This is a genomic window from Enterobacter sp. AC1, from assembly GCF_050434705.1.
Classification (GTDB): domain Bacteria; phylum Pseudomonadota; class Gammaproteobacteria; order Enterobacterales; family Enterobacteriaceae; genus Enterobacter; species Enterobacter cloacae_L.
The window spans coordinates 79,198-104,057 of record NZ_JBNDIZ010000012.1 but is presented as its reverse complement, the minus strand read 5'-3'; the positions used below and the strand labels follow the sequence as shown (position 1 = coordinate 104,057).

At 53.2% G+C, this 24,860-nt stretch carries 25 protein-coding genes; 13 read left to right on the top strand and 12 right to left on the bottom strand.

Going from position 1 to position 24,860, the window contains the following annotated elements; all coding sequences use genetic code 11:
- Positions 1-147 precede the first annotated feature (147 nt).
- Together mobB and mobA are read right to left on the bottom strand one after the other, a co-directional pair.
- Positions 148-651: a molybdopterin-guanine dinucleotide biosynthesis protein MobB gene (gene mobB, locus M2433_RS22830; protein ID WP_429057824.1), complete on the bottom strand. Its 504-nt coding sequence runs from the start codon at positions 649-651 to the stop codon at positions 148-150.
- Positions 648-1,232 (bottom strand): molybdenum cofactor guanylyltransferase MobA, encoded by a 585-nt coding sequence (mobA, locus tag M2433_RS22825; protein ID WP_429057823.1) that lies wholly within the window; start codon positions 1,230-1,232, stop codon positions 648-650. The genes mobB and mobA overlap by 4 nt, the downstream gene beginning before the upstream one ends.
- Positions 1,233-1,300: 68 nt before the next feature.
- Here mobA and M2433_RS22820 point away from each other — a divergent pair, with 68 nt between their 5' ends.
- From M2433_RS22820 to dsbA, 3 genes are all read left to right on the top strand, one after another.
- A complete protein-coding gene (locus tag M2433_RS22820) occupies positions 1,301-1,570 on the top strand; it encodes a YihD family protein (protein ID WP_003861904.1) in 270 nt (89 codons plus the stop codon).
- A 75-nt stretch (positions 1,571-1,645) separates the two neighbouring features.
- Positions 1,646-2,632 carry a serine/threonine protein kinase gene (locus M2433_RS22815; protein ID WP_429057820.1) on the top strand — a complete coding sequence of 329 codons (987 nt, stop codon included), beginning with the start codon at positions 1,646-1,648 and terminating at the stop codon, positions 2,630-2,632.
- A gap of 27 nt (positions 2,633-2,659) precedes the next feature.
- Positions 2,660-3,283, top strand: a complete 624-nt coding sequence (gene dsbA / locus M2433_RS22810) for a thiol:disulfide interchange protein DsbA (RefSeq protein ID WP_429057818.1) — start codon at positions 2,660-2,662, stop codon at positions 3,281-3,283.
- Between the two features lie 23 nt (positions 3,284-3,306).
- Here dsbA and M2433_RS22805 read toward each other — a convergent pair whose 3' ends face one another.
- Positions 3,307-4,215: an acyltransferase gene (locus tag M2433_RS22805; protein ID WP_429057816.1), complete on the bottom strand. Its 909-nt coding sequence runs from the start codon at positions 4,213-4,215 to the stop codon at positions 3,307-3,309.
- A 440-nt stretch (positions 4,216-4,655) separates the two neighbouring features.
- Between M2433_RS22805 and polA the strand changes: the two genes are divergently transcribed.
- Positions 4,656-7,448: a DNA polymerase I gene (gene polA / locus M2433_RS22800; protein ID WP_429057815.1), complete on the top strand. Its 2,793-nt coding sequence runs from the start codon at positions 4,656-4,658 to the stop codon at positions 7,446-7,448.
- Between the two features lie 312 nt (positions 7,449-7,760).
- Here polA and yihA read toward each other — a convergent pair whose 3' ends face one another.
- Positions 7,761-8,390, bottom strand: coding sequence for a ribosome biogenesis GTP-binding protein YihA/YsxC (gene yihA / locus M2433_RS22795; protein ID WP_023309768.1), 630 nt, complete (start codon positions 8,388-8,390; stop codon positions 7,761-7,763).
- A 578-nt stretch (positions 8,391-8,968) separates the two neighbouring features.
- Here yihA and yihI point away from each other — a divergent pair.
- Together yihI and hemN are read left to right on the top strand one after the other, a co-directional pair.
- Positions 8,969-9,484, top strand: coding sequence for a Der GTPase-activating protein YihI (gene yihI / locus M2433_RS22790; RefSeq protein ID WP_047345538.1), 516 nt, complete (start codon positions 8,969-8,971; stop codon positions 9,482-9,484).
- Positions 9,485-9,672: 188 nt separating this feature from the next.
- The gene (gene hemN / locus M2433_RS22785) at positions 9,673-11,046 is read left to right on the top strand and encodes an oxygen-independent coproporphyrinogen III oxidase (RefSeq protein ID WP_429057812.1); all 1,374 of its coding nucleotides are present in this window, start codon (positions 9,673-9,675) and stop codon (positions 11,044-11,046) included.
- A 66-nt stretch (positions 11,047-11,112) separates the two neighbouring features.
- Here the strand turns inward: hemN and M2433_RS22780 are convergent, their stop codons facing one another.
- The 4 genes from M2433_RS22780 to glnA all read right to left on the bottom strand — a co-directional run bounded on the left by M2433_RS22780 (position 11,113) and on the right by glnA (position 15,387).
- Entirely contained in the window at positions 11,113-11,223 is a 111-nt protein-coding gene (locus M2433_RS22780) for a YshB family small membrane protein (RefSeq protein WP_032670298.1), read from the bottom strand.
- Between the two features lie 110 nt (positions 11,224-11,333).
- Positions 11,334-12,746 carry a nitrogen regulation protein NR(I) gene (glnG, locus tag M2433_RS22775; RefSeq protein WP_028014893.1) on the bottom strand — a complete coding sequence of 471 codons (1,413 nt, stop codon included), beginning with the start codon at positions 12,744-12,746 and terminating at the stop codon, positions 11,334-11,336.
- Positions 12,747-12,757: 11 nt separating this feature from the next.
- A complete protein-coding gene (gene glnL, locus M2433_RS22770; protein ID WP_014885760.1) occupies positions 12,758-13,807 on the bottom strand; it encodes a nitrogen regulation protein NR(II) in 1,050 nt (349 codons plus the stop codon).
- Between the two features lie 170 nt (positions 13,808-13,977).
- Positions 13,978-15,387 carry a glutamate--ammonia ligase gene (glnA, locus tag M2433_RS22765; protein WP_023333896.1) on the bottom strand — a complete coding sequence of 470 codons (1,410 nt, stop codon included), beginning with the start codon at positions 15,385-15,387 and terminating at the stop codon, positions 13,978-13,980.
- A gap of 378 nt (positions 15,388-15,765) precedes the next feature.
- Between glnA and typA the strand changes: the two genes are divergently transcribed.
- From typA to fabY, 5 genes are all read left to right on the top strand, one after another.
- Positions 15,766-17,589 carry a ribosome-dependent GTPase TypA gene (typA, locus tag M2433_RS22760; protein WP_023333895.1) on the top strand — a complete coding sequence of 608 codons (1,824 nt, stop codon included), beginning with the start codon at positions 15,766-15,768 and terminating at the stop codon, positions 17,587-17,589.
- Positions 17,590-17,719: 130 nt separating this feature from the next.
- The gene (gene yihX, locus M2433_RS22755; protein ID WP_429057810.1) at positions 17,720-18,319 is read left to right on the top strand and encodes a glucose-1-phosphatase; all 600 of its coding nucleotides are present in this window, start codon (positions 17,720-17,722) and stop codon (positions 18,317-18,319) included.
- Complete coding sequence (locus M2433_RS22750; protein WP_047345533.1) at positions 18,313-19,194, top strand: virulence factor BrkB family protein; 882 nt, start codon at positions 18,313-18,315, stop codon at positions 19,192-19,194. The genes yihX and M2433_RS22750 overlap by 7 nt, the downstream gene beginning before the upstream one ends.
- Positions 19,191-19,628, top strand: coding sequence for a D-aminoacyl-tRNA deacylase (gene dtd / locus M2433_RS22745; protein ID WP_047345532.1), 438 nt, complete (start codon positions 19,191-19,193; stop codon positions 19,626-19,628). The genes M2433_RS22750 and dtd overlap by 4 nt, the downstream gene beginning before the upstream one ends.
- 44 nt (positions 19,629-19,672) lie before the next feature.
- Complete coding sequence (fabY, locus tag M2433_RS22740) at positions 19,673-20,614, top strand: fatty acid biosynthesis protein FabY (RefSeq protein ID WP_429057809.1); 942 nt, start codon at positions 19,673-19,675, stop codon at positions 20,612-20,614.
- 11 nt (positions 20,615-20,625) lie between these two features.
- Here the strand turns inward: fabY and M2433_RS22735 are convergent, their stop codons facing one another.
- Positions 20,626-21,543 carry an alpha/beta hydrolase gene (locus M2433_RS22735; protein WP_429057808.1) on the bottom strand — a complete coding sequence of 306 codons (918 nt, stop codon included), beginning with the start codon at positions 21,541-21,543 and terminating at the stop codon, positions 20,626-20,628.
- A 198-nt stretch (positions 21,544-21,741) separates the two neighbouring features.
- On the opposite strand from M2433_RS22735, the gene M2433_RS22730 reads away from it, so the two are divergent.
- Both M2433_RS22730 and M2433_RS22725 read left to right on the top strand, forming a co-directional pair.
- Positions 21,742-21,984 carry a ribbon-helix-helix protein, CopG family gene (locus tag M2433_RS22730; protein WP_045909092.1) on the top strand — a complete coding sequence of 81 codons (243 nt, stop codon included), beginning with the start codon at positions 21,742-21,744 and terminating at the stop codon, positions 21,982-21,984.
- Positions 21,985-21,986: 2 nt separating this feature from the next.
- Complete coding sequence (locus M2433_RS22725) at positions 21,987-22,358, top strand: type II toxin-antitoxin system VapC family toxin (protein ID WP_429057806.1); 372 nt, start codon at positions 21,987-21,989, stop codon at positions 22,356-22,358.
- A 38-nt stretch (positions 22,359-22,396) separates the two neighbouring features.
- Here M2433_RS22725 and fdhE read toward each other — a convergent pair whose 3' ends face one another.
- Genes fdhE through fdxH form a run of 3 tightly spaced genes read right to left on the bottom strand, consistent with a single transcriptional unit; the run spans position 22,397 to position 24,857 of the window.
- Positions 22,397-23,326 carry a formate dehydrogenase accessory protein FdhE gene (gene fdhE / locus M2433_RS22720; RefSeq protein ID WP_047345529.1) on the bottom strand — a complete coding sequence of 310 codons (930 nt, stop codon included), beginning with the start codon at positions 23,324-23,326 and terminating at the stop codon, positions 22,397-22,399.
- Complete coding sequence (fdoI, locus tag M2433_RS22715; protein WP_429057805.1) at positions 23,323-23,958, bottom strand: formate dehydrogenase cytochrome b556 subunit; 636 nt, start codon at positions 23,956-23,958, stop codon at positions 23,323-23,325. The genes fdhE and fdoI overlap by 4 nt, the downstream gene beginning before the upstream one ends.
- Positions 23,955-24,857 (bottom strand): formate dehydrogenase subunit beta, encoded by a 903-nt coding sequence (gene fdxH, locus M2433_RS22710; protein WP_429057804.1) that lies wholly within the window; start codon positions 24,855-24,857, stop codon positions 23,955-23,957. The genes fdoI and fdxH overlap by 4 nt, the downstream gene beginning before the upstream one ends.
- Between the last annotated feature and the right edge of the window lie 3 nt (positions 24,858-24,860).

The window sequence follows — 24,860 nt, the reverse complement described above, 5'->3', positions numbered from 1 at the left end:
CGATGGTAGTGTGGGGTCTCCCCATGTGAGAGTAGGGAACTGCCAGGCATCAAATAAGTAGAGAGGCCATCCGCAAGGATGGCCTTTTTGCGTTTTTGAATCACCGAATTTTGTAGGTCGGGTAAGGCAAAGCCGCCATCCGGCAAGTCAGACCTCACTCCACGCCACAATAAACTCCGCAATCCCATCCACATCGTTTAAATCCAGCAGCGGAACCTCAAGCGACAGCACAACATCACTGGCTACGGCAATCACGTGCTCATCAAGCGCTAACTCGCTGACATCATGCCCGACATCGCTTCGGAACAGCAGGATCTTAGGCACGGCCTCATGCTTAAAACCCTCAACCAGCACCAGATCCAGCGTGGAATGATCCATCCGGCTAACCAGATAAGCCAGATCCAGCGGTGCTTCATCCGGCGTTTCTGTCATTAATGCCCAGCGCTGAGTACTTGCCACCATCATTTGCGCGGCACCCGCTTTACGCAACTCATAGCTATCTTTTCCCGGTTTATCGACATCCATATTATGGTGGGTGTGCTTGATCAACCCTGGACGAATGCCTCTGGCACAAAGGGAAGGAATGAGCTTCTTCAGCAGAGTGGTTTTCCCGGTCCCGCTCCAGGCGGAAATGGCTACAACAGGTATCATCTTTTCTCCTGCATCATCTGCAAATCTTCACTCGTATTCACGTTCACAAACGCTGGTTTCAAATCGCTAAAATCAACGGAATGGCCGCCGGACTCGCGCATAAAGACCATCACCCTGCGCTCTCCCGCAGCCAGATATGCCTGCAGGGCAGGCGCTAACGATCGGTGCATCAACGCGATTGCAGGATGGTCACGCTCGCCGTCATGTACCCAAACCACAGGCGCTGCGCCACGGAGCAGTAACAAACGCTCGACAAGGCAGGACGGAATAAACGGCGTATCGCAGGGACAGAACATAAACCACTCTCCGTGCGACTGTTGCATGACCGAAAGCATACCGGCCAGCGGTCCCGGGTAATCCTCAAGGCTATCCTGATAAACGGCGTACCCGCTGCGCTGGTAAGTGGCAATATGCCTGTTCGCACTGATGGCCATTGTGGTCACCTGGCCTGCAAGCGTATCAGCGACACATTGCCATAAGGGTTTGCCGTTAAGGAGCTGGAGCCCCTTATCTTTTCCCCCCATTCGTGTTGCTCGGCCACCCGCCAGAACGACCCCGATGATTTCCTGGCTACGATTCACAAATATCGCCTCTTTTATTGTGGGATTGACCCTGCTAACGTGTCACTCTAAATGAAAGGAGCACCACCATGAAATGTAAACGTCTGAATGAAGTTATTGAACTCCTCCAGCCCGCCTGGCAAAAAGAGCCAGAGCTGAATCTGATGCAATTTTTACAGAAACTGGCGAAAGAGTCAGGTTTTGACGGCGAACTAGCAGACCTTTCTGACGACATCCTGATCTATCACCTCAAAATGCGTGACTCTGCCAAAGATGCTGTTATTCCTGGTATTCAGAAAGATTATGAGGAAGATTTTAAGACCGCATTATTGCGCGCCCGAGGCGTAATTAAAGAGTAAAAGCTTGTAAGCGGCGGCACCGAAATCGCCACAAGATGATATCCTGAATCATTCGTATAATTTCCGGATGATCGGATGAACGACCAGGCTTTTACTTTCCAGACATTACACCCGGACACCATTATGGATGCCCTGTTTGAACAGGGCATTCGGGTGGATTCCGGGCTAACGCCGTTAAACAGCTACGAAAACCGCGTCTATCAATTTCAGGATGAGGATCGTCAGCGCTTCGTCGTAAAGTTCTATCGTCCTGAACGCTGGTCCGCAGAACAAATTCAGGAAGAGCATCAGTTTGCTCACGATCTGCTGGATGACGATGTCCCCGTTGCCGCACCGCTAAAATTCAATAACCAGACGCTCCTCACGCACGAAGGGTTTTATTACGCGGTATTCCCGAGTCTGGGTGGTCGCCAGTTTGAGGCGGATAATATCGATCAAATGGAGTGGGTGGCTCGCTATCTGGGGCGTATACACCAGACGGGACGCAAAAAAGCCTTTATTGTCCGCCCGACTATCGGGATTCAGGAATACCTTCTTGAACCGCGTGAAATATTTGAAACGTCTGCAATGATCCCTGCTGCGCTAAAGGATGATTTCCTCAACGCCACCGATAAGCTGATTGCTGCGGTTAAAACCTGCTGGCGCGATGATATTTCCGTTTTGCGCCTGCATGGCGATTGTCACGCCGGCAATATTCTTTGGCGTGATGGCCCGCTGTTTGTCGATCTCGATGATGCGCGCATGGGCCCAGCTGTACAGGATCTGTGGATGCTGCTCAATGGCGACAAAGCCGAGCAACGCATGCAGCTTGAAACCATTATTGAAGCCTACGAAGAGTTTAGTCCGTTTAATTCAGACGAAATTGCCCTGATTGAGCCTTTACGTGCTATGCGTTTTGTTTATTATCTCGCATGGTTAATCAGGCGTTGGGACGATCCCGCATTTCCTCGAAATTTCCCGTGGCTTACCGGAGAGGATTACTGGCGTAGCCAGATATCTACATTTACTGAGCAGGTCAAGGTTCTTCAGGAGCCCCCTCTGCAATTAACGCCGATGTATTAATTAGACACACCCAGGAGAGAGTTAATCATGAAAAAAATTTGGCTGGCGCTGGCAGGTATGATTCTGGCATTTAGCGCTTCTGCGGCGCAGTTTACCGACGGCAAACAGTACATCACGCTGGACAAGCCTGTCGCTGGCGAGCCACAGGTTCTGGAGTTCTTCTCGTTCTATTGCCCACATTGCTATCAGTTCGAGCAGGTACTGCATGTTTCTGACAACGTGAAGAAAAAGCTGCCTGAAGGCACTAAAATGACCAAGTACCACGTTGAGTTCCTGGGTCCATTGGGTAAAGACCTGACTCAGGCGTGGGCGGTAGCTATCGCACTGGGCGTTGAAGATAAGGTAACGTCCCCATTGTTTGAAGCCGTGCAGAAAACCCAGACCGTTCAGACCACTGCGGATATCCGTAAAGTGTTCGTAGATGCCGGCGTGAAAGGTGAAGATTATGACGCAGCATGGAACAGCTTTGTGGTGAAGTCACTGGTGGCTCAGCAGGAAAAAGCGGCGGCTGACCTGCAGCTTCAGGGCGTTCCGGCGATGTTTGTTAATGGCAAATACCAGCTGAATATGCAGGGCATGGACACCAGCAGCATGGATATCTTTGTACAGCAGTACGCCGATACCGTGAAATACCTGGTTGAGAAGAAGTAATTTCGCTGATGTAAAAACGCCGGTCACTGACCGGCGTTTTTGTATGAAGATTTAATGCTGTTTATCTGTTCGTCTTTCTCTTTCCAGAGCGCATTAAGCCACTGCTGGAAACGACGCTTGAAATTCTTATCGTTAACATAGTCACCATGCAGTTCGGCATCTATCGGGACCAGATCGACACGTACAACAATGCGCGTCAGTTTGCCGCTGAGCATATCGAAGAACGGCGTCCTATCGTTTTCCGGATAGCAGAGCGTGACGTTAAGGAGCTTATCGAACTGCGTGCCCAGCACATTAAGCGCCATCGCAATGCCCGCGGCCTTTGGCGGCAGCAGGTTCTGATAAGGGGAACGAGTTTGTTGGTGCTTCTCTTGCGTAAATCGGGAGCCTTCAACAAAGTTTACGATGGTGGTTGGATGCGCGCGAAACTTTTCGCAGGAACGGCGTGTGGTCTCCACATCCTTACCGCGACGCTCCGGATGACGAATCAAATAGCTGCGCGAATAGCGTTTCATAAACGGCATATCGAGCGCCCAGCAGGCCAGGCCGATAAAAGGTACCCAGGCGAGCTGCTGTTTAAGGAAGTATTTATTCATCGGGATGTGTTTGCGGAAAAGCACACACAACACCACGATATCAGCCCAGCTGTGATGATTGCAGATCAGCAGATACCAGTTTTTTTTGTTGAGGCTCTCCAGCCCTTTGACATCCCACTTCAGGTGTGGGTTCAGGCACAACAGGACTGCCAGTCCTTCACACCAGCAGTACATCATGAAATTACAAAATGCGGACACGGCTCGCCACACCGCGGGTACAGGCAGCAGCAGTTTAACGAGCCCGGCGATAATGATCGGCACAGAACAGGCGATAGTCACCAGGATAGTTAAAATGATGCTTAACAGTAATGTTATTGCAGCGAGCAATCTCGACATGATGAGCTTTTTCAAATGGTTAGCTGTAAGTGGGCAGCCGACTATTCGGCGCTGGGCGCTGATTTTATCAGAAAACAGACAAAGTAATGGGGCTTTCACGTGAGGAACTGGCGGCTTTTCCTCTGTCGCAGACGATTTCTCTGTGATTCTGCGCGAATCAAGGCTAATATCCACATAGTCTAAATTGCCACCAGTTGGCCATATAGAGAAGATCTCACAGCATAACAATATGATAATTAAGATCTAAATATTAACACCAATGTGTTTTTAGCGTCTGTTATTCATATGAAGTGAAAATATACACAAACTTATCCACAGTTTTAATTTTGCGAACGATCCTCACGATCGCAAAATCTTTTCCGGTATCTGGCGCTAATAACTGATGTTTTCATCCTTCTGTGGCATCCTTTACGCATAAATTGATTAAAGGCACGGACATTATGGTTCAGATCCCAGAAAACCCTCTTATTCTCGTTGATGGCTCTTCTTACCTGTATCGGGCGTATCATGCGTTTCCTCCTCTGACCAACAGCGCAGGGGAACCTACCGGCGCAATGTACGGCGTACTGAATATGCTTCGCAGCCTGATTCTTCAGTATCAGCCAACCCATGCGGCAGTCGTTTTTGATGCGAAAGGCAAAACGTTCCGCGACGAGTTGTTTGAGCATTACAAATCCCACCGTCCGCCAATGCCTGACGATCTGCGAGCGCAGATTGAGCCGCTGCACGCCATGGTGAAAGCGATGGGCCTGCCGCTGCTGGCCGTCTCTGGCGTCGAAGCCGATGACGTCATCGGCACGCTGGCGCGTGAAGCTGAAAAAATGGGCCGACCGGTACTGATCAGCACCGGTGATAAAGATATGGCACAGCTGGTGACGCCGGGTATCACCCTGATTAACACCATGACTAACACCATTCTGGGACCTGAAGAGGTGGTTACAAAGTATGGCGTGCCGCCTGAACTGATTATCGATTTCCTCGCGTTGATGGGTGACTCCTCGGATAACATCCCTGGTGTGCCGGGTGTTGGTGAAAAAACCGCGCAAGCGCTGCTTCAGGGGCTGGGCGGGCTGGATACGCTATATGCGGAATCGGATAAAATCGCCGGGCTCACCTTCCGTGGTGCAAAAACCATGGCCGGAAAACTGGAAGAGAACAAAGAGGTGGCTTATCTCTCTTATAAGCTGGCAACCATCAAAACCGATGTCGAACTGGAACTTGGCTGTGAACAGCTGGAGGTACAACAGCCTTCTGCTGACGATCTGCTGACCCTGTTTAAGAAATACGAATTTAAGCGCTGGACCACTGACGTGGAAGCCGGCAAATGGCTGCAGGCAAAAGGGGCCAAACCTGCTGCAAAGCCGAAAGAGACAATTGTTGTTGATGCAGAAGAGCAGGCGGAAGAAGCCGCCGCGGTGCTTTCCTCTGACAATTATGAAACCATTCTTGACGAGTCGCAGCTGATTGCCTGGATCGAGAAGCTGAAAAAAGCGCCGGTCTTTGCCTTTGATACCGAAACCGACAGTCTCGATAACATCTCTGCCAATATGGTGGGCCTCTCCTTTGCGACTGAGCCCGGTCTTGCGGCCTATGTGCCCGTCGCGCACGATTACCTGGATGCGCCGGAACAGCTCTCCCGTGAGCGCGTGCTTGAGCTGCTGAAGCCGATCCTGGAAGACGAGAAGGCGCTGAAGGTCGGGCAAAATCTCAAGTACGACCGCGGCATTCTGCAGAACTACGACATTGAACTGCGCGGAATAGCCTTCGACACTATGCTTGAATCCTACATTCTGGACAGCGTCGCGGGCCGTCATGATATGGATTCCTTATCTGACCGCTGGCTCAAGCACAAAACGATCACGTTTGAAGAGATTGCCGGTAAAGGGAAAAATCAGCTTACCTTTAACCAGATTGCTCTCGAAGAGGCAGGGCGCTACGCGGCGGAAGATGCTGATGTCACGCTGCAGCTGCACCTGAAGATGTGGCCAAAACTGCAGAAGCATGAAGGACCGCTGAACGTGTTCCAGCATATTGAGATGCCGCTGGTCCCCGTACTGTCCCGCATCGAACGCAACGGCGTGAAGATCGATCCAACGGTGCTGCATAACCACTCCGGTGAGCTCGCGCAGCGTCTGACCGAGCTTGAGCAAAAAGCGCATGAGCTTGCCGGCGAGCCGTTTAACCTCTCTTCACCGAAACAGCTGCAAACCATTCTGTTTGAAAAGCAGGGCATCAAACCGCTGAAGAAAACACCTGGCGGCGCGCCTTCAACCTCTGAAGAGGTGCTTGAGGAACTGGCGCTGGATTATCCGCTGCCAAAAGTGATTCTGGAGTATCGTGGACTCGCGAAGCTGAAGTCTACCTACACCGACAAGCTTCCGCTGATGATCAACCCGAAAACAGGCCGCGTGCATACCTCATATCATCAGGCTGTAGCGGCGACGGGGCGTCTCTCGTCAACCGATCCAAACCTGCAGAACATCCCGGTACGTAATGAAGAAGGCCGCCGTATTCGTCAGGCTTTTATTGCGCCCGATGATTACCTGATTGTCTCGGCCGACTACTCGCATATTGAGCTGCGCATTATGGCACACCTGTCCCGCGACAAAGGTTTGCTGACGGCCTTTGCGGAAGGGAAGGATATCCACCGGGCGACCGCGGCGGAAGTTTTCGGTTTGCCGCTGGACAGCGTGACGAACGAACAGCGCCGCAGCGCTAAAGCGATCAACTTCGGTTTAATTTACGGCATGAGCGCGTTTGGTCTTTCGCGCCAGCTCAATATTCCGCGCAAAGAGTCGCAAAAGTATATGGATCTCTACTTCGAACGCTATCCGGGCGTGCTGGAATACATGGAGCGCACCCGCGCGCAGGCGAAGGAGAAAGGTTACGTCGAAACGCTGGATGGCCGCCGTCTCTACTTGCCGGACATCAAATCCAGCAACGCGGCGCGGCGTTCTGGCGCAGAGCGTGCGGCGATCAACGCCCCGATGCAGGGTACCGCGGCGGACATTATCAAGCGCGCCATGATCGCCGTTGATGCCTGGCTGGAAAAAGAGAAGCCTCGCGTGAAAATGATCATGCAGGTACACGATGAACTGGTATTCGAAGTGCATAAAGACGATCTCGACGCCGTATCGAAAAAGATCCACGAACTGATGGAAAGCAGCATGACGCTGGACGTGCCGTTGCTGGTGGAAGTAGGAAGTGGTGAAAACTGGGATCAGGCTCACTAACGCTTCTGCGAATAACGCGCGTTTTATGTAAGTTTGCAACATAACAACGCGCGTTTTGTGACAATCATTAGAATTCCCTATGTAAAGAATGAAAAAAAACTACAAAAAGTGCTTTTTCTGCAGCTTAAAAAGGGGTAGAGTTATCGGCGTAGGGTACAGAGGTAAGATGTTCTATCTTTCAGACCTTTTACTTCACGTAATCGGATTTGGCTGAATATTTTAGCCGCCCCAGTCAGTAATGACTGGGGCGTTTTTTATTGCGGCAAAGAAAAATTCAGGCAAAAAAAAGCGCGGCCATCGCCGCGCTCGGTATTACTCTTCTTCCGCTTCCGTCGCGGGTTCCAGCTCGCTAAACCAGGTATCGAGCTTCTGACGCAGCTTGTCCACGCCCTGCTTTTTAAGCGAGGAGAACGGCTCAACCTGCACATCACCATTGAACGCCAGTACCGCTTCGCGAACCATATTCACCTGCGCTTTACGCGCGCCGCTTGCCAGCTTATCGGCTTTCGTCAGCAGCACCAGCACGGCGATATCGCTTGCTACAGCCCAGTCGATCATCTGCTGATCCAGATCTTTAAGGGGATGGCGAATATCCATCAGCACTACCAGACCTTTCAGGCACAGGCGCTTTTCCAGGTATTCACCCAGCGCACGCTGCCATTTGATTTTCATCTCTTCCGGTACCTGTGCGTAACCGTATCCCGGTAAGTCGACAAGGCGTTTGCCTTCTGCCACTTCAAACAGGTTGATCAGCTGGGTACGGCCAGGTGTTTTTGAGGTACGCGCCAGGCTCTTCTGATTGGTCAGCGTATTCAGGGCGCTGGATTTCCCCGCATTGGAGCGGCCAGCAAATGCCACTTCAATACCGGTGTCAGAAGGAAGGTGGCGAATATCGGGCGCACTGGTGACAAAATGCGTCTGTTGGTAGTTCCAGGTAGTCACGTGGTCGTCTCCAAAATCGTAATCTGAGGGGGATTATACCCGAATGCAGGCAAAAGGCTTTTCTGATTGCATGTGACCTGTAGGTTAAAGCCCCAGACGGTGTGAGAGATCGGCCAGAGATGCTATGGGAGATTTCAGAGAATTCGCAGGCGTTAAAAAATGCAAACTGTTTTAAATCATAAGCTTATTTCTGGGTAATTATCTGAAAATCTCTTTTTGTACCGTTTCGTTGCTTGTTAGTTTATGCGAACAAGGTAAAGTGTGCGTCAGGGCGAGGAAGCCATCAGGAAATCGACTTAAGGATTAGGGTCAGGAGCGCCAGGAGGCGAAGACGCAGGATTGTCAGGATGACCAGCGCCTGGAGGCGTTTTAACAGGAAATGGAACCGTATCATGGACGGTATTTGCCAAGGGATAAACAGGGTTTGTTGTTGGCAAACACGGATTGTCTGACCCGCTAAGGGTTGTGAGTCAGGAAAAAAGGCGACAGATTGCTCTGTCGCCTTTTTTCTTTGCTTGCTTTCTGCTAGATTTCGCCGCAATTCTATACTGAAGAAAACGACTTAAAGATAAAACATCATGAAAAAACCAACCTCCGCTGCGGGTGCGAAACGCCCTGCAAAAGCACGCCGCAAAACGCGCGAAGAACTGAACCAGGAAGCGCGCGATCGTAAACGCGATAAAAAACATCGCGGTCATGCTGCGGGTAGCCGTGCCAGCGGTGTTGGTGCAGCGGGCGCTTCTGCAAAAGGCAAACAGCAGAAAGATCCTCGTATCGGCAGTAAAACTCCCATTCCACTGGGCGTGACAGACACCCCGGTCACTAAGCAGCACAAACCAAAGAGCGAGAAACCTATGCTTTCACCGCAGGCTGAGCTGGATTTGCTGGAGAACGATGAGCGCCTGGACGCGCTGCTGGAACGTCTTGAAGAGGGGGAAACCCTGACCGCCGAAGAGCAGTCATGGGTTGATGCCAAACTGGATCGCATCGATGAACTGATGCAGAAGCTGGGCCTGTCATACGACGATGACGAAGATGAAGAAGAAGACGAAAAGCAGGAAGATATGATGCGTCTTCTGAAGGGTGGAAACTAACATTTGCACCCGGCAGGCACGATAGTCCTGCTTATAACCCTTCCGGTTATATGTTATCTGGTGTGGTTATTCGTTAAACTACGGCGGTTGTCGCGGCGACAGAAGTGGCTGCGCACCCGAGTGATGGCCCGCAATGGGGCCGGAACGGGCCGCCGTATACGAACGCGACACCAACGGAAGGAGTGAGCATGTCTGTACCATCTATCGACTGGGATTTGGCCCTAATCCAGAAATATAACTATTCCGGGCCGCGTTATACGTCATACCCCACTGCGCTGGAGTTCTCCGATGCTTTCGGTGAGGATGATTTTCAGCAGGCTGTCGCGCGCTATCCGGAGCGTCCGCTGTCTCTCTACGTCCATATTCCGTTCTGCCACAAGCTCTGCTACTTCTGCGGCTGCAATAAAATCGTTACCCGTCAGCAGCACAAAGCCGACCAATATCTTGATGCGCTCGAACAAGAAATTCTGCATCGTGCGCCGCTGTTTGCTGGCCGTCACGTCAGCCAACTTCACTGGGGTGGCGGCACGCCAACCTATCTGAATAAAGCGCAAATAAGCCGCCTTATGACCCTGCTGCGCGGCAATTTCAGTTTTAACGACGACGCTGAAATCTCGATCGAAGTCGATCCGCGCGAAATTGAACTGGATGTGCTGGATCATTTACGTGCCGAGGGCTTCAATCGCCTGAGCATGGGCGTGCAGGACTTCAATAAAGAGGTCCAGCGCCTGGTGAACCGCGAGCAGGACGAAGAATTTATCTTTGCCTTACTCAACCATGCGCGTGAAATTGGCTTCACCTCGACCAATATTGACCTGATTTACGGCCTGCCAAAGCAGACGCCGGAAAGCTTCGCCTTCACGCTGAAGCGCGTGGCCGAACTTAACCCTGACCGCCTGAGCGTCTTTAACTATGCGCATCTTCCGACGCTCTTTGCCGCTCAGCGTAAAATCAAAGATGCTGACCTGCCTTCTGCCCAACAGAAGCTGGATATTCTGCAGGAAACCATTACCTCGCTGACCGAGACCGGCTATCAGTTTATCGGTATGGATCATTTTGCCCGTCCGGATGACGAGCTGGCCATCGCCCAGCGTGAAGGGGTACTGCACCGTAACTTCCAGGGCTACACGACCCAGGGTGATACCGATTTACTGGGGATGGGCGTCTCCGCCATCAGCATGATTGGCGACTGTTACGCGCAGAACCAGAAAGAGCTGAAGCTGTACTATCAGCAGGTTGATGAAACGGGCAACGCGCTGTGGCGCGGCATTGCGTTAACGCGCGACGACTGCATCCGTCGGGACGTGATTAAGGCGCTTATCTGCAATTTTCGTCTCGATTTCAGCGACGTTGAGTCGCAGTGGGGTCTGCACTTCAGCGATTATTTTGCAGAAGACCTGAAGCTCCTGGCGCCGCTGGCAAAAGACGGGCTGGTGGATGTATCAGAGAGTGCAATTGAGGTCACGCCGAAAGGGCGTCTGTTGATTCGTAACATCTGCATGTGCTTTGATGCCTACCTGCGGCAGAAAGCGCGTTTGCAGCAGTTCTCGCGGGTGATTTAAGCCGCATTGCTGAAAACGTAGGCCGGGTAAGGCGTAGCCGCCACCCGGCTTTTACGTTTTAACTCGCTAGCTAAACAGCCCAACCAGCGCCGCACACAGCACAGCCGCAACGGCGGTTTGTGGCGTGTGGCTTTCAGCGGCTCCGCTAGAGAGCATATTCACTAATGTTTCCAGCATGATGTTCACCCTCAATTTCCGGGCACGATCTTACAAAACTTAACGGAACAGTAAAGCGCAAAATAACACCACTTTGCGCTCAATTAATAATCTTTACACCGCGGTAAAGATCACTCCATTCCGAGCTCTTTAAGCTTGCGCGTCAGGGTATTACGTCCCCATCCCAGCAGGCGAGCGGCTTCCTGTTTATGACCCTGAGTATGACGAAGCGCGGTGGTTAATAACGTACGCTCCATCTCAGGCTGAGCTTCAGACAGCAGGTTTTGATGACCGGAACGCAGCGCGCGGTCCGCCCACTGCGCCAGCAGCGTCGCCCAGCTGTCCGGCAGCGCGTGCCCGGTACTGCTTTCTGGCGCGGTCGCTTCAAACAGCTCGGCCGGTAAATCCTGAATCAACACTTCCTGTCCGGCGGCCATCACGGTTAACCAGCGACAGGTGTTTTCCAGCTGACGTACGTTGCCCGGCCACGCCAGACGCGTAAGGGCCGCATCGGTTTCCGGGTGAAGCTGTTTGGCTTCCACACCGAGCTCGCGGGCTGCCACCTGCAGGAAATGACGCGCCAGGCGAGGGATATCTTCACGGCGTTCACGCAGCGGCGGCAGATGAACGCGAATAACGTTCAGGCGATGGAATAAATCCTCACGGAATTTTCCCTCCTGCACCCGCAGCTCCAGGTTCTGGTGGGTCGCGGCGATAATGCGCACGTCCACCTTCACTGGCGCATATCCGCCCACGCGATAAAACTGCCCGTCAGCCAGCACGCGCAGCAGGCGGGTCTGGACATCCAGCGGCATATCGCCGATCTCATCCAGGAACAGCGTACCGCCGTCAGCCTGTTCGAACCGCCCCTGGCGAATGGTATTTGCGCCGGTAAACGCCCCTTTTTCATGACCGAACAATTCCGATTCAATCAAATCCTTCGGGATTGCTGCCATATTCAGGGCGATAAACGGCGCTTTTGCTCGCGGACTGTGGCGATGTAATGCATGTGCCACAAGCTCTTTACCGGTTCCCGATTCACCGTTAATCAATACGCTGATGGACGAGCGGGACAAGCGGCCAATAATGCGAAACACATCCTGCATCGCCGGCGCTTCGCCGATGATGTCAGTCGTTGGACCAAAATCGGGTGCGTGGCGCGGCTGTTGCTGCTCCTGATAATGGCTAATCGCGCGCTCAACCAGCGCCACCGCTTCGTCAATATCAAACGGCTTGGGCAGGTAATCGAATGCCCCTTGCTGGTAGGCGCTCACCGCGGCATCCAGATCGGAGTGTGCCGTCATTATGATGACCGGAAGCATAGGGTGGCGTTGTTTGATCTGCTTTAAAAGCGCCAGCCCGTCCATGCCCGGCATGCGAATATCCGAAAGGAGAACATCCGGCGTTTTGGTGGTGAGTGCGTCGAGCACTTCGCTGCCGCTCTCAAACGTCGTGCAGCTTAATCCTGCCCCTGTGAGCGCGCGTTCAAGCACCCAACGGATGGAGCTATCGTCATCGACTACCCAGACTATCCCTCGTTGCATAAACGTCACCTTTATTTTTTAATCGGCAGGAAAACCGAAAACTCGGTATGTCCCGGCCAACTGGTAAATTCAATTTTGCCAGAGTGTTGATCGATCAAACTGCGGGCGATGGATAAGCCCAGGCCGGTCCCGCCTTCGCGACCGCTTACCATCGGATAGAACAGGGTATCCTGCAGATGTGATGGAATACCGGGCCCGTTATCCTCGACGTCGATTCGGGCCGCCAGCCGATAGCGAACGCCATGTAACGTGAGCTGGAAGGCGGTTCGGGTGCGTAAAATGATCTCGCCCCCTTCCGGTCCCAGCGCCTGCAGGGCGTTGCGCACAATATTCAACAGGACCTGCTCAATCTGATCCGGGTCATGCGCCAGTTCCGGCAGGCTTGGGTCGTAATCACGTACCAGCGTGACGTTCTCCGGCAGCTCCATCGAGACGAGCTTCACCACCCGTTCAGCCACTTTATGGATGCTTTCTGTGACATGCATTCCCGGCTGCTGCGGCCCGAGAAGGCGGTCAACCAGATTACGCAGACGGTCTGCCTGCTCAATAATGACGTTGGTGTACTCCGCCAGCGCAGGGTCGGGCAGCGCCTTGGTCAGAAGCTGCGCCGCGCCGCGTAATCCACCCAGCGGGTTTTTAATTTCATGTGCCAGGCCGCGCACCAGGTCTCGGGCAGCAATTTGCTGCGCATGCTGAAGCTGCTCCTGGCTCAGTCGACGCTGATTATCCATCGGCGCCATCTCAAGCAGGATCATGCCTTCGGGAAGACGTTGCGCGGTCAGCGACAGGATATGCGAGCGCCCGTCGATAACCAGCGTCACTTCGTTATCCGTGAACCCTTGACCCGCCTGCAAACTTTCCTGCATCAGGCCAATATTCAGCGAAAAATAGCTCAGGAGTTCCGGAAGCGGGGTGCCAAACAGTTTGCGTGCGCTTTGGGCAAGCAGCTGCTGCGCTGCCGGGTTGGCGTAATGAACCGCCAGCTCGTCATCGACCAGCAAAATGCTGTTAATCAAAGAATTGAGGATCTGCCCAGCATCGGGCAGCGTGCCAGTTGCCATTCAGCAGTCTCCTGGAGTCGTTTGCACTAATTTAGTGCAGTATAGCGTTTTCGGCGTAAAAAGCGCGTGAGATCAGGTTGTTGGTGGAGAAAAAAGCCCATCCGGAGATGGGCTAAAAGTTTCCACGGCAACTACTCCCGGCGCTTGTTACGCCGGGTAAAACAACTTTATTAAACGCTGTAGTACAGCTCGAACTCAACCGGGTGCGGAGTCATACGTACACGGTCGTTCTCTTCAGTACGCAGCGCGATGTAAGCGTCAATCGCTTCATCAGTGAACACGCCACCGGCAGTCAGGAACTCACGGTCTGCGTCCAGCGCCTGCAGGGCTTCTTCCAGAGAGCCAGCAACCTGTGGGATCTCTTTCGCTTCTTCTGGCGGCAGGTCGTACAGGTTTTTGTCCATCGCTTCGCCTGGGTGGATCTTGTTCTTGATACCGTCCAGACCCGCCATCAGCAGTGCTGCGAAGCACAGGTATGGGTTAGCCGCTGGATCCGGGAAGCGCACTTCGATACGACGCGCTTTCGGAGAGGCAACAACCGGGATACGGATAGAAGCAGAACGGTTACGGGCAGAGTAGGCCAGCATCACTGGTGCTTCGTAGCCCGGGACCAGACGCTTGTAGGAGTTAGTGGTTGGGTTCGCCAGGGCGTTGATCGCTTTAGCGTGTTTGATAACACCACCGATGTAGTGCAGCGCCTGCTCAGACAGACCCGCATACTTGTCGCCAGAGAACAGGTTGGTACCGTTCTTGGACAGAGACATGTGGCAGTGCATACCGGAACCGTTGTCGCCGAACATTGGTTTTGGCATGAAGGTCGCGGTTTTACCGAAACGGTGCGCAACGTTGTGCACAACGTATTTGTAGATCTGAATCTCATCCGCTTTCTTGGTCATGGTGTTGAAGCGGGTTGCGATTTCGTTCTGGCCAGCGGTCGCCACTTCGTGGTGGTGAGCTTCAACAACCAGGCCCATCTCTTCCATGATCAGACACATGGTAGAACGGATGTCCTGTGAAGAATCGACCGGAGGAACCGGGAAGTAACCGCCTTTCACGCCAGGACGGTGACCTTTGTTACCACCTTCGTATTTGGTGGAAGAGTTCCATGCGCCTTCGATGTCATCGATAGCCACGTGGGAACCAGAAATTGAAGCGCCGAAACGGATGTCGTCAAACAGGAAGAATTCTGGCTCTGGCCCGAACAGAACGGTATCTGCGATGCCGGTAGAACGCAGGTACTCTTCAGCACGTTTTGCGATAGAACGTGGATCGCGGTCGTAGCCCTGCAGAGTGCCTGGCTCGAGGATGTCGCAACGAATGATCAGAGTCGGTTCTTCAAAGAACGGGTCAATGAGCGCAGTGGTCGCATCTGGCATCAGAACCATGTCGGATTCGTTAATGCCTTTCCAGCCACCAATGGAGGAGCCGTCAAACATTTTGCCTTCTTCAAAGAATTCGGCGTTCACCTGATGAGCAGGGATTGTGACGTGCTGTTCTTTACCTTTGGTATCGGTGAAGCGCAGATCAACAAACTTCACTTCATGTTCGTTCAGCATCGTCAAAACGTGTTCAGCGGACATACTTAACTCTCCAGATTGGTCATTGTCGTCGTGGTAACGAGGTCTTCAATTTCTGTTTGTACTGGCTGTTGCCATGTATTTTTTATAAAGCGAAATCTGTGCCAACTTTTAAAACACCCCAAAAAGGCGTTATCATGCGCACCATAGTGCAAAAGGGCTGCACCACAATGGATTTGTTGCACCAGTATAGTGCCTCAATGTGAACATTGAGCACCATATTGGTGCAATTTACGTTAAAGTGCCCTTTTACCGCTCCGTGAAAGCGATCACAAAGCATCTCTGCAATACTTGTTTGCGGGGGATGTTTGTGATCCTGTTTTGTAGTGCGATTAATCCGTGTACAATAACGCGCTATTTCTAAATGCCTGAGGCAAAGTTGTGATCGAAAATTTGCGTAACATCGCCATCATCGCGCACGTTGACCATGGTAAAACTACCCTGGTTGATAAGCTGCTGCAGCAATCCGGTACGTTTGATGCTCGTGCCGAAACCCAAGAACGCGTGATGGACTCCAACGATTTGGAGAAAGAGCGTGGGATTACTATCCTCGCGAAAAACACCGCGATTAAATGGAATGACTACCGTATCAACATCGTTGATACCCCAGGGCACGCCGACTTCGGTGGTGAAGTTGAACGTGTAATGTCCATGGTAGACTCCGTTCTGCTGGTCGTTGACGCAATGGATGGCCCAATGCCACAGACGCGCTTCGTGACCAAAAAAGCATTTGCCCATGGTCTGAAGCCAATCGTTGTTATCAACAAAGTTGACCGCCCTGGCGCGCGTCCTGACTGGGTTGTTGACCAGGTATTCGACCTGTTCGTTAACCTCGACGCGACCGACGAGCAGCTGGACTTCCCTATCGTTTACGCGTCTGCGCTGAACGGTATCGCGGGTCTGGACCACGAAGACATGGCTGAAGACATGACCCCGCTGTACCAGGCGATTGTTGACCGTGTTCCTGCGCCAAACGTCGATCTCGACGGCACCCTGCAGATGCAGATCTCTCAGCTCGACTACAACAACTACGTTGGTGTAATCGGCATTGGTCGTATCAAGCGCGGTAAAGTGAAGCCTAACCAGCAGGTCACTATCATCGATAGCGAAGGCAAAACCCGTAACGGTAAAGTGGGTAAAGTACTGACTCACCTGGGTCTTGAGCGTATCGAGAGCGATGTTGCTGAAGCGGGCGACATTATCGCTATCACCGGTCTGGGTGAACTGAACATCTCCGACACCATCTGCGATCCGCAGAACGTCGAAGCGCTGCCAGCCCTGTCCGTTGATGAACCAACCGTATCGATGTTCTTCAACGTCAACACCTCTCCGTTCTGTGGTAAAGAAGGTAAGTTCGTTACCTCTCGTCAGATCCTTGACCGCCTGAACAAAGAGCTGGTGCACAACGTTGCGCTGCGCGTTGAAGAAACCCAGGACGCTGATGCGTTCCGCGTTTCTGGTCGTGGTGAGCTGCACCTGTCTGTTCTGATCGAAAACATGCGTCGTGAAGGTTTCGAAATGGCGGTTTCCCGTCCGAAAGTAATCTTCCGCGAAATCGACGGTCGTAAACAAGAGCCGTTCGAGAACGTGACGCTGGACGTTGAAGAGCAGCACCAGGGTTCTGTAATGCAGGCGCTGGGCGAGCGTAAAGGCGACCTGAAAAACATGAATCCAGATGGCAAAGGCCGCGTACGTCTCGACTACGTAATCCCAAGCCGTGGTCTGATCGGCTTCCGTTCAGAGTTCATGACCATGACCTCTGGTACCGGTCTGCTGTACTCCACCTTCAGCCACTACGACGACGTTCGTCCGGGCGAAGTAGGCCAGCGTAACAACGGCGTGCTGATCTCTAACGGTCAGGGTAAAGCGGTTGCGTTTGCGCTGTTCGGTCTGCAGGATCGCGGTAAGCTGTTCCTGGGTCACGGTGCTGAAGTTTATGAAGGCCAGATCATCGGTATTCACAGTCGTTCTAACGACCTGACTGTAAACTGCCTGACCGGTAAGAAACTGACCAACATGCGTGCGTCCGGTACTGACGAAGCAACGGTTCTGGTTCCACCGATCAAGATGACCCTGGAGCAAGCTCTGGAATTCATCGATGACGACGAACTGGTAGAAGTGACTCCTCAGTCAATTCGTATTCGTAAACGTCACCTGACCGAGAACGATCGTAAACGTGCAATGCGCGGTGCGAAAGAAGAGTAATAGACTCATTCTGGTCAACAAAACCCCGTCCTTATGGCGGGGTTTTTCTTTTTCTACCCTGTGCGTACTTCATAGCCAAAGCTTATCTTTCCCGCTACAGTTACTTTTCCACGGCGAGCAGGAGATAAACATGCTTTATATCTTTGATTTAGGAAACGTAATCGTCGATATCGATTTCAATCGGGTGCTGGGCGCATGGAGCGATTTTAGCCGTGTCCCACTGGCGACATTGAAGCAGAGTTTCGCGATGGGCGAGACCTTCCATCAGCATGAGCGCGGCGAGATTAGCGATGAAGAATTCGCTGAACGTTTCTGTCAGGAGATGGATCTCCCGTTAAGCTACGAGCAGTTTTCACACGGCTGGCAGGCGGTATTTGTCGCCATACGGCAGGACGTGATCGACATCATGCATAAACTTCGCGAGCAGGGGCATCGGGTGGTTGTACTTTCGAATACCAACCGCCTGCATACCACGTTCTGGCCTGAGGAGTACCCTGAAGTTAAAGCCGCGGCAGATAAGATCTATCTCTCGCAGGAGATGGGCATGCGTAAGCCTGAAGCGCGAATCTATCAGGCTGTTCTCCAGGCAGAAGGTTTTACCGCAGCCGATGCGGTCTTTTTTGATGACAATGCCGATAATATAGAGGGAGCTAACCAGTTGGGTATCACGTCAATTCTGGTGACCGGGAAAGAGACGATACCAAACTACTTTGCGAAGCAGTTATGCTAAAAACCGTTCATCAAAAAGCCACGCATCATACTCGCCCGCTGAGGGCCTGGCTGAAGCTGCTCTGGCACCGCATTGATGAGGACAACATGACCACGCTGGCGGGTAACCTCGCCTACGTGTCGTTGCTCTCGTTAGTGCCGCTGGTGGCGGTTATCTTTGCCCTGTTTTCCGCTTTTCCGATGTTTGCGGACGTCAGCCTGCAGCTTCGTCATTTTGTCTTTGCAAATTTTATCCCTGCGACCGGGGATGTCATCCAGAACTACATTGAGCAGTTTGTCGCCAACTCCAGCAAGATGACGGCAGTGGGGGCATGCGGTCTTATCGTCACTGCGCTGTTGTTGATGTACGCCATCGATAACGCGCTGAACACCATCTGGCGGAGTAAAAAGGCACGGCCAAAGGTCTATTCCTTTGCCGTATACTGGATGATTCTCACGCTGGGGCCGTTGCTGGCCGGGGCGAGCCTGGCAATCAGTTCTTATCTTCTTTCCCTGCGCTGGGCGAGTGATTTAAACGGCGTTATTGATAACGTACTTCGCATTTTTCCATTGATCCTGTCGTGGCTCTCGTTCTGGCTGCTCTACAGCGTCGTGCCGACCACGCGCGTGCCTAACCGCGATGCGGTCGTGGGGGCGCTGGTGGCGGCGTTGCTCTTTGAACTGGGCAAAAAAGGGTTTGCCCTCTACATCACCATGTTTCCGTCCTATCAGCTGATTTACGGCGTGCTGGCGGTGATCCCCATTTTGTTTGTCTGGGTTTACTGGACCTGGTGTATCGTCTTGCTTGGTGCTGAAATAACTGTCACTCTCGGTGTATACCGCGAACTTAAAAAAGCAGCAGCAGCTGAAAAACAACAAGAAGCAGACCAACCATGATTGCATTGATACAGCGCGTAACCCGTGCCAGCGTCACCGTGGAGGGAGAGGTGACGGGTGAAATTGGCCCAGGACTTTTGGTGTTGTTAGGTGTCGAAAAGGATGATGACGAACAAAAAGCCAACCGCTTGTGTGAGCGCGTGCTGGGCTACCGTATTTTCAGCGATGCGGAAGGTAAAATGAACCTGAACGTCCAGCAGGCGGGCGGCAGCGTGCTGGTGGTTTCCCAGTTTACGCTGGCTGCGGATACCGAGCGCGGCATGCGCCCGAGTTTTTCTAAAGGCGCCGCGCCGGATCGTGCAGAAGAACTTTATGAATACTTTGTTGAGCGTTGTCGCCAGCAGGAAATGAATACGCAAACCGGACGATTCGCTGCAGACATGCAGGTATCGCTGGTGAACGATGGCCCCGTCACATTCTGGCTCCAGGTATGAGCCAACTGGCGGCGTGGCCGCGGGTAACAAGAGAGAGTACAGCTATGTATCACCTTCGAGTACCGCAAACGGAAGAAGAGTTAGACGCTTATTACCAGTTCCGCTGGGAAATGCTACGCAAGCCATTACATCAGCCAAAAGGGTCTGAACGCGACGCCTGGGACGCGATGGCCCACCATCAGATGGTGATGGACGAAGAGGGCAACCTCGTCGCCGTCGGGCGTTTGTATATCAACGCCGATAACGAAGCCTCGATTCGCTTTATGGCGGTTCATCCCTCCGTGCAGGACAAAGGTCTGGGGACGCTTATAGCGATGACCCTGGAATCCGTCGCTCGGCAGGAAGGCGTTAAGCGCGTCACCTGTAGCGCCCGCGAAGATGCCGTCGAGTTCTTTGCCAAGCTCGGTTTTGTGAATCAGGGGGAGATCACGACCCCGCAAACCACCCCGATTCGTCATTTTTTGATGATCAAACCCATCGCCACGCTGGATGATATTCTCCATCGCGCTGACTGGTGCGGACAGCTGCAGCAGGCCTGGTATCAGCACATTCCGCTCAGCGAAAAAATGGGCGTGCGTATTCAGCAGTATACCGGGCAAAAATTTATTACCACCATGCCGGAAACCGGCAATCAGAACCCTCACCATACACTTTTTGCCGGCAGCCTGTTCTCGCTGGCCACGCTTACCGGCTGGGGGCTTATCTGGCTGATGCTTCGCGAGCGCCATCTGGGCGGCACGATCATTCTTGCCGACGCTCATATTCGCTATAGCGCACCGATAAGCGGCAAGCCAAGCGCGGTGGCCGACCTGGGTTCACTGGGTGGCGATCTCGACCGCCTGGCTCGCGGTCGCAAAGCCCGCGTCCAGATGCAGGTTGAACTGTTTGGCGATAAAACGCCAGGTGCGGTGTTTGAAGGCACCTATATCGTTCTTCCGGCGAAGCCCTTTGGCGCGTATGAAGAGGGTGGGAACGAGGAGGAGTAACTTCTCCAGCATTATCGCAGGGCGGAGCTTATCCGCCAGGCGATGTCCCGCATAACGTCTCGCGCTGACTGGCTAATGCCGCCAAGCTGAAAGAAGCCATGAATGACCCCCAGCCACCGTTGAGCGGTGCACCTCACCCCCTGCTCTGCCAGATACTGGTACAACATTTCTCCCTCATCGCATAGCGGATCGTACTCGGCGGTAATAATGTGCACCGGCGGAAGACCGTTAAAATCGTTCCGCCACAGCGGGCTGGCTTCGGGATGTTGACGGTCGGTGTCTGCGAGATACATTTCATATCCGCTGAGCAGAGTATCGCGGGTAATCACGTAATCCTGGCCATTAAGGGTATAGCTTTCAAAACTGGCCGTAGCGTCGAGCATGGGGTAGATAAGAATGAGCTGGGCCGGGTTCCAGAGGCCTTTGGCCTTAATACGCAGAGCCGTCACCAGCGCCAGATGCCCCCCTGCGCTGTCTCCGCAAAGGGTGATGCGGTTTTTGTTCACGCCAAATATTGCTGCATTTTGCCAGACAAGCGCAGCCGCTCGCTCTGCGTCATCATGCGCAGCAGGGAACGTATGCTCGGGTGCCAGTCTGTACTGAACCGCAATGACCCGGCAGTTACCGTAAAACGCCAGCTGGCGGAGCTGGTTATCATGGGTTTCAAACCCTCCGCTGACAAAGCATCCGCCGTGAAAATAGAGGGCACCGGGTAACGTTTCGGTGGCATTGAGAGGCGAATAAATCTGAAAGGTGAGGTCATCAATGAAGCGAGTTTCAACCTGGACGCGAGCTTCTTTTTTCCCGGCAAGTACCGTACTGGCTATATACCCTTTTCTTCGGTCATCAATATTCTGGTCACGCGAAGAAGGCTTTCCTGCATCAATAAAGTCCTTAACTAACTGCGCGATCCCGTTTTCCAGAGCCATATTAACGTTCTTTTAAGCTGTATGAATATACAGTTATAGCCTGGTTTCATGCGGAAGAAAACAACAAATTTTGTGAAGTCAGGAAACTGGAAAGCGGTTCGCAGATACCGGGTAAACGCTTGTCAGCTGCTTTAACCCTACTTAAAAAAAGCGTATGTTGCCTTAAAAATGGTCAATAATGATATACTGAGGTGATATATGAGTTTACTGGCGGAGCTTAACATGGGCAGGATCCTGATCGATTTGTCGGATGACGTTATTCAGCGTCTCGATAACCTCAAGCAGCTGCGTAACCAACCTCGTGCCGAATTACTGCGTGAAGCAATCGAGCAATATCTCGATCAGCAGAGTTCTTCGGTTATTCGCGACGCGCTTGGACTCTGGGGAAACCAGCAGGAAGATGGGCTTGAGTATGAACGTAAGCTGCGTGAGGAGTGGTAGGTATGGAACACATGGCGGTGTTTGATACTAACATTCTGATCGACCTTTTCAATAATCGCGTCGAGGCAGCAAATACAATCGAAAGCGCAGCATCGCACCGAGCTATCAGTCTAATCACATGGATGGAAGTCATGGTGGGGGCACGTAAGCATGGTCATGAAGCGAAAACAGCGGCGGTAATGGGCGCTTTTGAGATTATTGATGTAACCCGAGAGATAGCGGAAATAAGCGTAGTGCTCCGCGAAAAGCATGGCATGAAACTTCCGGACGCCATTATTTTAGCGACTGCCCAAAGCAGAAATTGCCCGTTAATCACCCGGAACACCAAAGACTTTCAGGGCATCGCCGGGGTGGTTTTACCTTATCAACTGTAGGCCGGGCAAGCTTGCGTCGCCCGGCCTGTCACAGAAGACTACTCCCCTTCACCCGGGAACAGGAACGGGTTGATAGAGCTGCGGGCAAAGCCCTCCTGCTCCATTTTCGCGTCCAGGATCAGCGAGGCGAGATCGTCAGCGACCGCTTCAACTTTCGGGTCTTTTTCCTGATAGAGAATCTTCAGGTAGGTACCGCAGTCACCGCAGCTTTCGGCTTTCACCGCTGCTTCTTCGTTTTCCAGCGACCAGTAGTTCAGATCGCGGGTCTGCTCGCAGTTGCTGCACTTGATGCGCACCACGTGCCACTCGGTTTCACACAGGTTGCAGTGCAGGTAGCGTAGCCCCTGAGTGGTGCCGATTTGCACCATGCTGGAGACCGGCATTGAGCCACACACCGGGCAGAACTGACGTGCTTCGCCGTATTCAGCGCGGGCTTTACCTGGGATCAGGCTGGCCATTTGCGCCCAGTAAAGCGACAGCGCAGCCCAGATAAACGGTGCTTTATCGCTGCTGACCAGCGAGAAGTCGGAAGCGAACAGCGCGCTCGCCATCTCCTCCAGCTCCTGCTCGGACGCTTTTTCCAGATTCTCGATAACCGCCAGCGCGGTGCCGCTCATCTCGGGCTTCAGCTCGGCAATCAGCGAATTCAGCAACTTATGCCAGTGTTTGTCGCGCGGCAGGACGTGAATATCCAGCGGCGGCTTGCCCTGTGCGTTGGCTTCTTTGATGCGCGCGGTCAGATCCATTTGCAGCGGGTGGTCGTACAGCACCACTTCCTGCGCATGGGCTACCAGCGCGGCAAAACGCAGAAAATCGCCCAGCGGGTTGTTCTCTGCCAGCTCGCGCAGACGCTCTGCGCGGCGGTTGTAGAGGTTCTTGAGTCTGGGGAATAACAATGGCGGAATATAATCCGCCGTGCGTTTCTCGCTCGACCCCAGCTCATCTTGCGGGATTATGCGAATACTCATTCAGATGACTTTTCCTGTTTCTGGCGGACCTCACGGTACCAGCGCGGGTGATGTTTCTTCGCCCACGTGCTGGTTACCCATCCTTCTACCATCGCGGTAATGGTGCCTTTCACCCAGAGGGCGGCGTAAATATGCACCATGATAACCACAATTAACGCCACTGCGGCAAATGAATGCAGCATCAGCGCGAATCGGATCACCGGGATTGAGAAAGCAGGCGCAAAGTACGGACGCCAGATGATCACGCCGCTGACCAGCAACAGGACCAGGAAGATAATCGCCGCCCAGAATACGCATTTCTGGCCGAAGTTATAGCGTCCGGTATCACCTACTTCCTCGTTGACGACGATCTTACGAATATTCTTCGCCCAAAAGATATCATCCCGATTGATTAGGTTATGGTGCCAGTAGCGGAAAAACATGATGATAAACGAGGCAAACATCATCACACCCACAAACGGGTGAAGGATGCGCGCCAGCTGCGGCGTGCCCAGTACCTGCATCAGCCAGTTGAAGGACGGGAAGAAGAACCCCAGCCCGCTTATCGCCGCCAGCATGAAGCAGAAGGCGGTGACCCAGTGGTTGATGCGTTCCGGCGCGGTATAGCGCACGATGGTGTCACGTTTTCTCATTTGCGCACCTCGTCTTTCTCTTCATGCAGGTTGTCGTCTTCCTCTTCCGCACGGTTCGGACCAACGCCGACGTAGTGGAAGATGCTCGCTGCGAAGGTGGCAGCAAAACCGACCGCTGCCAGCGGTTTCCAGATGCCTTTCCAGAACTTCACGGTGGCGCTGATTTCCGGGTTCTCCGGCAGCCCGTGATACAGGTTCGGCTTGTCGGCGTGGTGCAGCACGTACATCACGTGCGTACCGCCAACCCCGGCCGGATCGTACAGGCCCGCGTTGTCGTAACCACGGGTTTTCAGCTCGCCCACGCGCTCTGCCGCCAGCGTTTTCATATCCTCTTTGGAGCCAAAGTGGATAGCGCCGGTTGGGCAGGTCTTCACGCACGCGGGCTCCTGGCCGACGGTGACGCGGTCAACGCACAGCGTGCATTTGTAGACGCGGTTGTCTTCCGGGTTCAGGCGCGGTACGTCGAACGGACAGCCCGCGATGCAGTAGCCGCAGCCGATGCACTGCTCGGACTGGAAGTCGACGATGCCGTTAGCATACTGAATGATAGCCCCTTCTGACGGACATGCCTTCAGGCAGCCCGGATCCGCACAGTGCATACAACCGTCTTTGCGGATAAGCCATTCCAGCTTGTCGTTCTGCTCCACTTCCGAGAAACGCATCACCGTCCAGGACTTGGCGGTCAGGTCCCCCGGGTTGTCGTACACCCCGACGTTGTGACCCACTTCGTCACGCAGATCGTTCCACTCTGAACAGGCCACCTGACAGGCTTTACAGCCGATACAGGTGGTCACGTCGATGAGCTTCGCCACTTCCTGCTGGTGGTCCCGCGCCTGAGGCGCGGGCGTGAAACTGTTTGTCGCGGAACGACGGATAATGTCCTGAGATTGATAAGCCATAAG

Bases quoted from the DNA above. Each gene is read 5' to 3' on its own strand.
- mobB (WP_429057824.1), bottom strand. From the start codon at position 651: ATGATACCTGTTGTAGCCATTTCCGCCTGGAGCGGGACCGGGAAAACC.
- M2433_RS22820 (WP_003861904.1), top strand. From the start codon at position 1,301: ATGAAATGTAAACGTCTGAATGAAGTTATTGAACTCCTCCAGCCCGCC.
- M2433_RS22815 (WP_429057820.1), top strand. From the start codon at position 1,646: ATGAACGACCAGGCTTTTACTTTCCAGACATTACACCCGGACACCATT.
- dsbA (WP_429057818.1), top strand. From the start codon at position 2,660: ATGAAAAAAATTTGGCTGGCGCTGGCAGGTATGATTCTGGCATTTAGC.
- M2433_RS22805 (WP_429057816.1), bottom strand. From the start codon at position 4,215: ATGTCGAGATTGCTCGCTGCAATAACATTACTGTTAAGCATCATTTTA.
- polA (WP_429057815.1), top strand. From the start codon at position 4,656: ATGGTTCAGATCCCAGAAAACCCTCTTATTCTCGTTGATGGCTCTTCT.
- yihI (WP_047345538.1), top strand. From the start codon at position 8,969: ATGAAAAAACCAACCTCCGCTGCGGGTGCGAAACGCCCTGCAAAAGCA.
- hemN (WP_429057812.1), top strand. From the start codon at position 9,673: ATGTCTGTACCATCTATCGACTGGGATTTGGCCCTAATCCAGAAATAT.
- M2433_RS22780 (WP_032670298.1), bottom strand. From the start codon at position 11,223: ATGCTGGAAACATTAGTGAATATGCTCTCTAGCGGAGCCGCTGAAAGC.
- glnG (WP_028014893.1), bottom strand. From the start codon at position 12,746: ATGCAACGAGGGATAGTCTGGGTAGTCGATGACGATAGCTCCATCCGT.
- glnL (WP_014885760.1), bottom strand. From the start codon at position 13,807: ATGGCAACTGGCACGCTGCCCGATGCTGGGCAGATCCTCAATTCTTTG.
- glnA (WP_023333896.1), bottom strand. From the start codon at position 15,387: ATGTCCGCTGAACACGTTTTGACGATGCTGAACGAACATGAAGTGAAG.
- yihX (WP_429057810.1), top strand. From the start codon at position 17,720: ATGCTTTATATCTTTGATTTAGGAAACGTAATCGTCGATATCGATTTC.
- M2433_RS22750 (WP_047345533.1), top strand. From the start codon at position 18,313: ATGCTAAAAACCGTTCATCAAAAAGCCACGCATCATACTCGCCCGCTG.
- dtd (WP_047345532.1), top strand. From the start codon at position 19,191: ATGATTGCATTGATACAGCGCGTAACCCGTGCCAGCGTCACCGTGGAG.
- fabY (WP_429057809.1), top strand. From the start codon at position 19,673: ATGTATCACCTTCGAGTACCGCAAACGGAAGAAGAGTTAGACGCTTAT.
- M2433_RS22735 (WP_429057808.1), bottom strand. From the start codon at position 21,543: ATGGCTCTGGAAAACGGGATCGCGCAGTTAGTTAAGGACTTTATTGAT.
- M2433_RS22730 (WP_045909092.1), top strand. From the start codon at position 21,742: ATGAGTTTACTGGCGGAGCTTAACATGGGCAGGATCCTGATCGATTTG.
- M2433_RS22725 (WP_429057806.1), top strand. From the start codon at position 21,987: ATGGAACACATGGCGGTGTTTGATACTAACATTCTGATCGACCTTTTC.
- fdhE (WP_047345529.1), bottom strand. From the start codon at position 23,326: ATGAGTATTCGCATAATCCCGCAAGATGAGCTGGGGTCGAGCGAGAAA.
- fdoI (WP_429057805.1), bottom strand. From the start codon at position 23,958: ATGAGAAAACGTGACACCATCGTGCGCTATACCGCGCCGGAACGCATC.
- fdxH (WP_429057804.1), bottom strand. From the start codon at position 24,857: ATGGCTTATCAATCTCAGGACATTATCCGTCGTTCCGCGACAAACAGT.